The organism is Streptomyces sp. NPDC052042, from assembly GCF_044548345.1.
Classification (GTDB): Bacteria; Actinomycetota; Actinomycetes; order Streptomycetales; family Streptomycetaceae; genus Streptomyces.
Genome location: NZ_JBIUBU010000029.1, coordinates 74060 through 83194, shown reverse-complemented (window position 1 = coordinate 83194; position 9135 = coordinate 74060). Strand labels below are relative to the sequence as shown.

8 protein-coding genes and 1 pseudogene are annotated in these 9135 nt (G+C 70.4%); 5 read left to right on the top strand and 4 right to left on the bottom strand.

What is annotated here, in order from left to right; translation table 11 throughout:
• Positions 1–95 precede the first annotated feature (95 nt).
• Positions 96–1628 (bottom strand): hypothetical protein, encoded by a 1533-nt coding sequence (locus ACIHCL_RS31810; protein WP_399867451.1) that lies wholly within the window; start codon positions 1626–1628, stop codon positions 96–98.
• A gap of 73 nt (positions 1629–1701) precedes the next feature.
• A pseudogene (locus tag ACIHCL_RS31805) lies at positions 1702–2073 on the bottom strand (PIG-L deacetylase family protein); the annotation flags it as partial.
• Between the two features lie 50 nt (positions 2074–2123).
• On the opposite strand from ACIHCL_RS31805, the gene ACIHCL_RS31800 reads away from it, so the two are divergent.
• Positions 2124–2252, top strand: coding sequence for a hypothetical protein (locus tag ACIHCL_RS31800; RefSeq protein ID WP_399867449.1), 129 nt, complete (start codon positions 2124–2126; stop codon positions 2250–2252).
• Here the strand turns inward: ACIHCL_RS31800 and ACIHCL_RS31795 are convergent.
• Complete coding sequence (locus tag ACIHCL_RS31795; protein WP_399867448.1) at positions 2237–2428, bottom strand: hypothetical protein; 192 nt, start codon at positions 2426–2428, stop codon at positions 2237–2239. The two genes, ACIHCL_RS31800 and ACIHCL_RS31795, sit on opposite strands and share 16 nt — an antisense overlap.
• 358 nt (positions 2429–2786) lie before the next feature.
• A complete protein-coding gene (locus ACIHCL_RS31790) occupies positions 2787–3038 on the bottom strand; it encodes a hypothetical protein (RefSeq protein ID WP_399867446.1) in 252 nt (83 codons plus the stop codon).
• 221 nt (positions 3039–3259) lie between these two features.
• Between ACIHCL_RS31790 and fxlM the strand changes: the two genes are divergently transcribed.
• The 4 genes from fxlM (at position 3260) to ACIHCL_RS31770 (ending at position 9131) form a co-directional block, all read left to right on the top strand.
• The gene (gene fxlM, locus ACIHCL_RS31785) at positions 3260–4465 is read left to right on the top strand and encodes a methyltransferase, FxLD system (RefSeq protein WP_399867444.1); all 1206 of its coding nucleotides are present in this window, start codon (positions 3260–3262) and stop codon (positions 4463–4465) included.
• 68 nt (positions 4466–4533) lie between these two features.
• Positions 4534–4725, top strand: a complete 192-nt coding sequence (locus ACIHCL_RS31780; protein WP_399867443.1) for an FxLD family lanthipeptide — start codon at positions 4534–4536, stop codon at positions 4723–4725.
• A gap of 75 nt (positions 4726–4800) precedes the next feature.
• Complete coding sequence (locus ACIHCL_RS31775; protein ID WP_399867442.1) at positions 4801–7890, top strand: lantibiotic dehydratase; 3090 nt, start codon at positions 4801–4803, stop codon at positions 7888–7890.
• Positions 7887–9131 (top strand): lanthionine synthetase C family protein, encoded by a 1245-nt coding sequence (locus tag ACIHCL_RS31770; protein ID WP_399867440.1) that lies wholly within the window; start codon positions 7887–7889, stop codon positions 9129–9131. The genes ACIHCL_RS31775 and ACIHCL_RS31770 overlap by 4 nt, the downstream gene beginning before the upstream one ends.
• Positions 9132–9135 lie beyond the last annotated feature (4 nt).

Sequence of the window (9135 nt, the reverse complement as noted above, 5' to 3'; positions counted from 1 at the left end):
AACAAGGACCTCGACAATCCTCATTCTTGCTGGTCAGAGGCACTTTCTGCTTTCCTGACCGCCTGTCGGACAGCCCGCTTCATGAAAGCCTGAGGCTAGAAGGTCGAGCAGTCCAGGAGTCGTCCGTCAGTGGTACCGATGAGCAGGCGGCCGGGTTCGGTGACAGTCAGCGCGGTCGCCACGACGGGCACTCCGGCCACAACCAGGTGCTGGCGCCAGCGGACGTTGCCGTCATGGAGATCGAGGATGACAAGCTCGCCGTCGTCGTACGTAACGTAGACGGATTCCATGTCGCGGTCGAGGTCCGTGGCTTTCCGGTCTGTCCGGAATGCCCATGTCGGCTTCTCTCCGTCCACCGTGCGCCGTACGACGAACGATCCACCTGGTTGCAATCCGTGGCCGTGGTAGACAGTGCCGGCATGGATCAGGTCGCCGTCGGCGGCCTCCACACCGGGACCTGCGAAGTGTGTCTCGCCAGGCATCCAGGAGTAGGGAGACAGACGACGGACCTCCGCCTTTCTGGGCTCACGTGGACGTTCGGCGACCGGTATGCTCCTCGGTTCCACTGCCGCGAGCCAGGCTTCACCTGGTCCGGGTTTCTGCCCGCTCTTCCTGGGGACACTTTCCCGAAAGTAGACCCGGCTGCCATGCCGGATACGCAATCTGCTTCGCGCTCCGTTCCTGCCGGCGGGTGCAAGAGCAGGCGGGCCGTCAGCACATCGCACCAGGGACACCGCGCCGGTCGGAGTGAAGCGGTCGAGCCGCGCCCCGTCCTGGAGCGCCAGTCGGACCACGGCCTGAGCGTGCTCCTCCCACGGGGGCCGCATCAGGCCGACCCAGGCCGATCGCTCATCTGCGGCTACGACAAGGTCGTGGCCGCCACCGTCGTCCTGAACAGCCCATTGCCGCTGCCCTGAGGGCAACCAGGCTTCCAACTGGATCCCGTCGAGGGTCGCCACGATCCTGCCGTCGGACAGCTCCTCGACTGCTCGGACGTTGCGACGCGGGTCCCATTCGCTACTCAGGCTGGAGACCCCCTGACGTGCGTCCTCTCGACGATCGATTCGCGGGGCCGCTACTCGTGGTCCGGCCAGGTCGTGTCCGGTGAGCGACCGGGGCGGTACGGTCCTCCAGTCGGGCTGGCACACCACCGCAACGTGCCCCTCATTCCACGCGTCTTTGTCCTGCCAGTCGTCATACGGCGCCATCAGCACGCGTAGTTCCTGCCCGCTGAGCCACTCCAGGCCCAGGACCTGGCGGCCCAGTTCGTGCTCGATGAGCGATGTGCTCCTGCCTGTTTCCAGGTCCAGAAGGAGCAGCTCCCCTTTGAAGAAGTAACCGCCGTCGTAGTCGCCTGTACCGACGGCAAGCAGGGGCAGCCGGGGATGGAAAGCCATGGCATGTACGGGGTACCGCGCACGGAGAAGGGCCCGGCAAGCCAGATTGTCGGTGTCGTAGACACCGACAGGTGCAATGCTGCCGAAGTCGGGGACGCCCGCCACTGCCACGTGTGTGCCTGCCACTGCCAACAAGCCGCGGTACTTGTCGTCGACGGCGAGGGCTGGATCACCAACCTCGGCGAAGGGTCGGTCACCGAGGAGTCGATCGATGCGGAACGAGACAGTCATGGCAGTGATCTTCTCAGCGGCGAAAAGCTACGTGAAGCTACGGGCGTCCAGAAGCTGAACAGAAGAACTTGACAGGGAAGCCGGTCAGCTGGCCCAGGGCATCGTGGCCGACCACGATGTCGGGCCGGAACTCGCGGATGTGCGTGACCAAGCGGCCGACAGCCTCGTCGAGGGGAGCGTCGATGAGGCGTGCGGCACCGCCGGGTGCCGAGTTGGGGTTGCGTGCGTCGGCGTAGCCGAGCAGCCGCGGAGTGCCGGCGCCCAAGATGTTGAGTGCGTTCGTGAGTTCGGGGATGCGGTGGCTGTCGGCCGTCCAGGTGGCGGTGACGACCGCGGTGCGGGCGCCCGCGGCGGCGTGCTGCGCGAGGACACCGCCGGCCAGGAGGGATTCGTCGTCCGGGTGTGCGAAGACTCCCAGGAGGGAGGGCTTACTTGGCTGCGTCATAGAGGTGTCTCCGGGCAGGAGTGGGTCGGTCAGTGCGTGGGGACGGGGGTGTGAGTGAGCTCTGCGGCTCGGCGGGCGATGAGTGGGGCGAGGGCGGGGTGGACGCCTCGGGAGCAGGCTTGGAGGAGCTGGGCGAGGGCGACGAGTTCGCCGGTTCGACGGTTCAGAATCCCGCCTGACTGCGTGCGTAGCGCGGACAGTCGTAGTCGCAGTCACCGCCGCTCGGATCACGCCCGCAGTCGTCCAAATCGACGTGGTGCTCCTGGGCGTCGTCCACGTACCGGCGGGGCGGACGTGCGCCGGTCACCGGCAAGTAGGGCGCCCCGTACTCGAAGGACGGTCCAGATGAGGTCATGACACCAGTGCAACGCAGACGAGGTCATGACCGCACGAGACAAGCCTGCATATCACCACTACGATCGACAACCAGGCGGACCGCAACCCCGCAGTAGGGCGTAGTCGAGGCGGCAGGAACGCAAGGACCCCCAGCTCTCGCTAGGGGCCCCCTCCCAGGTGCTTAAACACCACGCAAACAACCAGCTACATGCCGTCGGAGTTCCAGCTCCGGCAGCCCTGGTGGCCTGCGCTTCGGGTCCCCTGCGCAGAGGACCCACCAACTACGTTACCCCACCGCCGAGTTCGCGTTGCAGGTGGGAGACCCCCACACATAAAGGCCACCCTTGCATGCGCGGGGAGCTGCGAGACCGAGCTGCTCACGCGGGCCGACGCTTGGGCGGTGGATGGGTGAGCGCCCGCCATCGCCTGCCGAGGCCGCCGAGGCCGGACGGGGACGGCGTGTTCGCCGGCATCGTCCTGCTCACGGCGAACCTGTTCGGTCTCGGCGTCATTGTCGCCGGCCAGACCCCGTACTTGGCGAGTGCGGCCGTCGCGCTCGACGCCTCGCCCGCCGAGGACACCCCGGAGGCCGGTCCGGTCACCGCGAAGAAGGACAGCGGACCGGTCACGCCGCCCGCACCCCCGAGGGCGGCGCAGCCCGCGTGCTACGGCGCGGGCTGTACCACCGTCCCGTTCCGCCCGGAGAGCAGTGGCCCGGCCGGGACGGGACGGTGGTACAGCCCCCGCCGGATGGCAGCGTCAACTTCCGTGGTGTTGCTGCCTCGTACGAGTCGGGATCTGGCTCTTCCAACTGTCCCCGTAACGCGATCACAGATGGCAGGGTGATGTCATGACTACGGTCCGAGAAACCGATGACACGGCGGCCTCGCTCCGCGCGGCCATGGTGAGCGAACTGCACGAGATGGGCGTGTTCGAGTCCGAGGCGGTCGCGAAGGCTGTCGCGGCGGTGCCCCGGCACTTGTTCGCGACGGGTGAGCTGCTGGAGTCGGCTTATGCAGCCAACAAGGCTCTGGTGATCAAGCGCGACGAGTCCGGCCGTGCTCTGAGTTCTTTGTCGGCCACGCATATCCAGGCGGTGATGCTGGAGCAGGCCGAGATCGAGCCGGGGATGCGCGTGCTCGAAGTGGGCTCCGGCGGCTACAACGCCGCGCTGCTCGCCGAACTCGTCGGTGAGGCGGGCACGGTGGTCACCGCCGACATCGACGCGGAGATCGTGGAGCGCGCCCGCGCCTGTCTTGACGCGGCGGGCTACGGCCGTGTCCAGGTGGTGCTGGCCGACGCGGACGGCGGCGTGCCCGAGCATGCCCCGTTCGACCGGATCATCGTCACCGCGGGCGCCTGGGACATTCCGCCGGCGTGGCTGGAGCAGCTGTCCGATCGGGGCAGGATCGTCGTCCCGCTGCGGATGCGGGGGATCACCCGGTCCTTCGCGTTCGACCGCGACGGCAAGGACCTTGTCAGCGCCAGCTACCGGCTGTGCGGGTTCGTGCCGATGCAGGGCAGTGGCGCCTACACCGAGCGGCTGGTCCCGGTCACGGGCGGAGTCGCTCTTCAGGTAGACGACCAGCGTCAGGAGTTCGACACCGAGGCCCTGGCAGCCGCCGTGCACGCGCGGCACCGGGAGGTCTGGTCCGGTGCCGCGTTCGACATGCCCGATGAGCTGGAGCTGTTCTTGGCGACCAGCACACCTGAAATGGTGATGCTGCACGGCAGCAAGCAACTGGTCGACCAGGGCGTGCTCGCGCTGTCGGTGACGCGCGGTGTCCCGGCCCTGGTGGTCGGCGGCAGCTTCGCGTACCGGACCAAGCGGCCCAACGAGGAGACCGGCGGTTTCGAGAGCGGGGTGCTGGCTCACGGGCCCGAGGCGGAGACGGTCGCCGCGCGGTACGTGGAGCTGCTGCGGCGGTGGGCGTCCGATCACCGGCGGCGCGGTGCCGCCCGCATCCGGTACGTGCCGATGCCCGAGAAAGCGGCCGAGCCCTCCGCGCAGGTCGTGGCGAAGCGGCTCGGGGCTGTCGAGATCTCCTGGTCATAGGCTCCCCGCCCTTGGCGGGGAGCCAGGGGGCGGGGCTGTGTGCACCACTCAACTCTTAGGAGGTTGTTGTGTCCGTGCAGTTTGAGGAAGCGGTGGCTACGGTCCCCGCGGCAGCAGAGGGCCTGGAGGGGACGGCCGAGGGCTGGGACCTGGATGTCTCCATCGTCGAGTCCGGCCCGGAGGCCGACCGGCTCATTCAGATGACCGATGACGGCTGCGGTCAGACCTGCGAGTCCGCCTGCTCGACGACCTGCCCGTAGGCCGTCCGGATTCTGAAAGTCGTGGTGTCCGGCCGCTCCCGCGGCCGGGCACCACGCGGCGACAGGGGGTGGCTGGTGTACGAGTACATCGATGCAGCGGTGCTGCGTGCGGCGGCCTGGCCACCGGATCGCCGCATCCGGTTCTGGCCCGATCTGACCGGCGACGGCGACGGCGACGGTCCGGGATCGTGGCGGCCGTGGCTGGAGGAGACCTTCCGGGTCCCCGGCTTCGCTGCCGCTGTGGAGCAGGCCAGCCCGGTGCTGGCACGCCGCGTCCGGCAGATCTGTGAGGGGCGGCGGCTGCCCGAGCCTGCCGTCCGCAAAGTGGTGGTCACCCTCATGCGCTATGTGCTGCGCGCCTCGGGCCGGGCAACTCCCTTCGGTCTCTTCGCCGGAGTGGCACCCGCCCGCATCGACGGCGCGCCGGCAGCCCGCATCGGCACCGGCCACCAGGCCGTCGCCCGGCCGGATGCCACCTGGCTGACGGCGGTGATCGAACGCCTGGAAGCCGACCGAGTGCTCCAGCCCCGCTTAACGGTCCAGGCTCATCCGCTCGCGATGGAGCGGGACGGACATGTGGTGCTCGAACACCGCCCTGCGGGCAGCGACGGCGGTGCCCCGGCGCACGTGCAGGTCCGCCTCACCACCCCCGTCAAGGCGGCCTTGGAGACGGCCGGCGCCCCCATCCGCACCGCGGATCTCGCGGCCAAACTGGCCGCCGACTTCCCCCACGTCCCCACCCCGAGGGTCAACGGGCTCCTGGCGGGCCTGATCGCCCAGCGTCTCCTGGTCACGAACCTCCGCCCGCCGAGCACGGCGACGGACCCGCTCGCCCATGTGCTGACCGTCCTCGGCACCGAGGGCCCCGCCGCGGCGGCCGAGCCGGCGGCGAAGCTGCGCGAGATCAACCGCGCGCTGACACGGCACAACACCACCACCGATCCGGCGATCGCCCAGGCCGAGCGCGCCGAGATCGAGCCGGTGATGCGCGACCTCAGCCCGGCGGCCGGACCGGTGCTGTCGGTCGATCTGCGCCTCGACGCCGAGGTGACACTGCCCGCCGCGGTCGCGGCGGAGGCCGCGCGGGCGGCCACGGCGCTGATCCGGCTCTCGGGCCGCCCCGCGCTCTCCCGCGGCTGGGTGGCCTGGCACGGCCGCTTCCTGGAGCGCTACGGCCCGCGCGCTCTGGTGCCGCTCCTGGATGCTGTGGACAACGACACGGGCCTGGGCTACCCGGCCGGTTTCCTCGGCGGCCCACCAGCCGCAGTTTCCGCCGCCTTGAGCGAGCGGGACACCAAACTGCTGACGCTCGCGCAGAACGCGGCCCTGCACCGCCGCCACGAGATCGTGCTGGACGACGCCATGCTCACCGACCTCGCCGAGAAGGCCGGCCCGGAGATACGCATCCAGCCGACGACGGAGGTGACCGTGCGCGTCGGGGCCCGAAGCGTGCGGGCCCTGAATGCCGGGGAGTTCACGCTGGCCATCGTGGGGGTCTCGCGGTCCGCTGGGACGACGAGCGGCAGATTCCTGAGCCTGCTCGACACCTCAGACCAGGAGCGGATGGCCGCGGCATACGCGACGGCGTCCACCACAACGGGGAACGCGCTGACCGTCCAGGTCTGTGCGCCCCCGCTGTATGCGGGCACCGGGAACGTCGCCCGGACCCCGCAGGTGATGCACGCCGCCGTCCGCCTCGGAGAGTGCCACGGCCCCGGCGGCACGGACCTGGTGCCCGTTCAGGACATCGCCGTCACCGCGGACGCCCACTGCCTGTACCTGATATCGAGGTCGCGGCACCGGCCGCTTCAGTTCGTGACCATGAACGCGGTGGAACCGACCCGCCGCATCCATCCGCTGGTGCGGTTCCTCACCGAAGCCACCCACGCGCTGAGCGTCCCGTGCACCACCTTCGACTGGGGAGCGGCAGCCGGCCTGCCGTTCCTGCCCGCGCTGCGCTACGGGCGCACGATCCTGGCACCTGCCCGCTGGCGGCTCACCGCCGCCGACCTCGCCGACCCCGCAGCCGACTGGGCGCAGTGGGACCGGTCCCTGTCCACGTGGCGCGACCAGACCCAGGTGCCGCGCACCGTCTACGTGGGCGACGGCGACCAGCGCCTTCGCCTGGACCTGGCCGAGCCCTCACACCGGGCCCTGCTGCACACCCACATGCGGCGCGACGCCAGCGCGGTCTTGCGCGCCGAGAGCGCCGCCGAGGCAGGCTGGATCAACGACCGCCCCCACGAAGTCGTCATCCCTCTCACCACCACAGCAAGCCCCGTCAAGGCGCCGTACTGGCTGCACACCAACCTGGTGGCGGGGCGCGAGCACGGCCGCCCACCCGGCTGCGACGGGCGGTTTCTCATCAAGCTCTACGCACACCCAGGCCGCCACGCCAGTATCCTCACTCGCCATCTTCCGGACCTGCTCCACGAGTTGCGCGACCTGCTGGGCGGCGAGGTGCGGTGGTGGTTCCTGCCCTACCGCGACCCCGACGATCATCTGCGGCTGCGCCTGGCCGTCGGCGACGGTCTGGCCGCTGAGACGACCGCGGCGATCGGCGCCTGGACCAGGCGGCTGCGCCAGGCCCGGCTCCTGGCCCGGGTGCAGTGGGACACCGACTTCCCTGAGACCGCCCGCTTCGGAGGCCCCCAGGCGTGGGAGGCCGCCGAGGCGTACTTCGCGGCGGACTCCCGGGCCGCCGTCGCGCAACTGGCCTCCTGCACGGCCGAGAACGGGCCCGATCGACGGGCCCTGACCGCAGCCAGCATGCTCGATCTCGCCATCGGCCTGATCGGCACCCCGGGCAAGGCCATGCGGTGGCTCATCGACTGCGCCCAGACCACCGGCACGGCGCCGGACCGTGGCCTGTACGACCAGGCGATCACCCTGGCCAGCCCCCATGACCGCACCGATCTGGCACGTCAGCCCGGAGGCGAGGAGATCCTCGCCCGATGGACGCGGCGGCGCGATGCGCTGGCCGCCTACCGAAGTGCCCTCGAGGCCGCGGGAGGGGTCACGGCCACCGTCGTGCTGCCGGAACTGCTGCACCTGCACCACACCCGCATGGCCGGCCTCGACATGGAGGCCGAGTGCCGCTGCGTACACCTGGCCCGCGCTGCGGCGCTGAGCTGGACCGCCCGCAGAGAGGGAACAGCGCTGTGAAGCCGATTCCGCAGGCTCTGGCCCTGGCCGACACGCTGGCCGCGCAGATGTCCGACCCGCACACCGCCTGGGATACGGCACCGCCGGGCGGCCGGGCGTGGCCGCAGTCGCTGGCGGGCGGCGCCGCGGGCATTGCCCTGTTCCACATCGAACGCGCCCACTGCGGCCGGGGCGACTGGGGCACCGTGCACACCTGGCTGGCCTCGGCCGCCCACGGCGACCTGACCGCCGCCGCGAACGCCAGCCTCTACATGGGAGCCCCGGCCCTGGCGTTCGCCATGAACGCCGCCGCAGGGGACTCCAGCCGGTACCAGCACGCCCTGAAGAAGCTGGACGACGCCACGATCACGGTCACCCGCCAGCGCCTGGCCCACGCCCACACCCGCATCGACCGCAGCGAGGCCCCGCCGATGAAGGAATTCGACGTGATCCGCGGCCTGGCCGGGCTCGGCGCCTACCACCTCAAGCACCACCCGGACCACCCGGTCACCGCCGACGTCCTTGCCTACCTGATACGCCTGACCGAACACCGCCCCCAGGAACACGGACTGCACGGACTCCCGGCGTGGTGGACCAGCGTGGCGCCCAACGGCGAAGCCAGCCCCGACTATCCCGCAGGGCACGGGAACTTCGGCATGGCCCACGGCATCGGCTCCGTCCTCGCCCTGCTCTCGCTATCCCTCCTGCACGGCCCGGCCGTCCCCGGCACCAGCGAAGCAGTGGAACGGATCTGCGCGTGGACGGACCGATGGCGCCAGCACGACGCCACCGGCCCCTGGTGGCCAGGCTTCATCACCCTCGACCAGGCTCGGCGCCACCAGGTCGATCCGGCGCTGCGGCCGAGGCCCTCGTGGTGCTACGGCATCGCCGGCACCGCCCGCGCCCAGCAACTCGCGGGCATGGCCCTGGGCGACCCGGCCCGCCAGCAGACCGCCGAGCACGCCATGCTCACCACCCTCCAGGCCCCGGACCAACTGGACACGCTCACCGAGACCGGGCTCTGCCACGGAACCGCCGGGCTGCTCCAAGCCGCCTGGCGCATGGCCACCGACGCGACCACAGGTGCCCTCGCCGCCGAACTGCCCCGCCTGACCGACCGGCTCACCCAGCAGATCACCCACCTTCAGCAGCGCGATCCCGAACTCCTGGACGGCACCGCCGGCAGCGCACTCGCCCTGCACACCCTCGGCACCAACGCCGCCCCGGAATCGGGCTGGGACACCTTCATCCTCCTGGCATAGACGA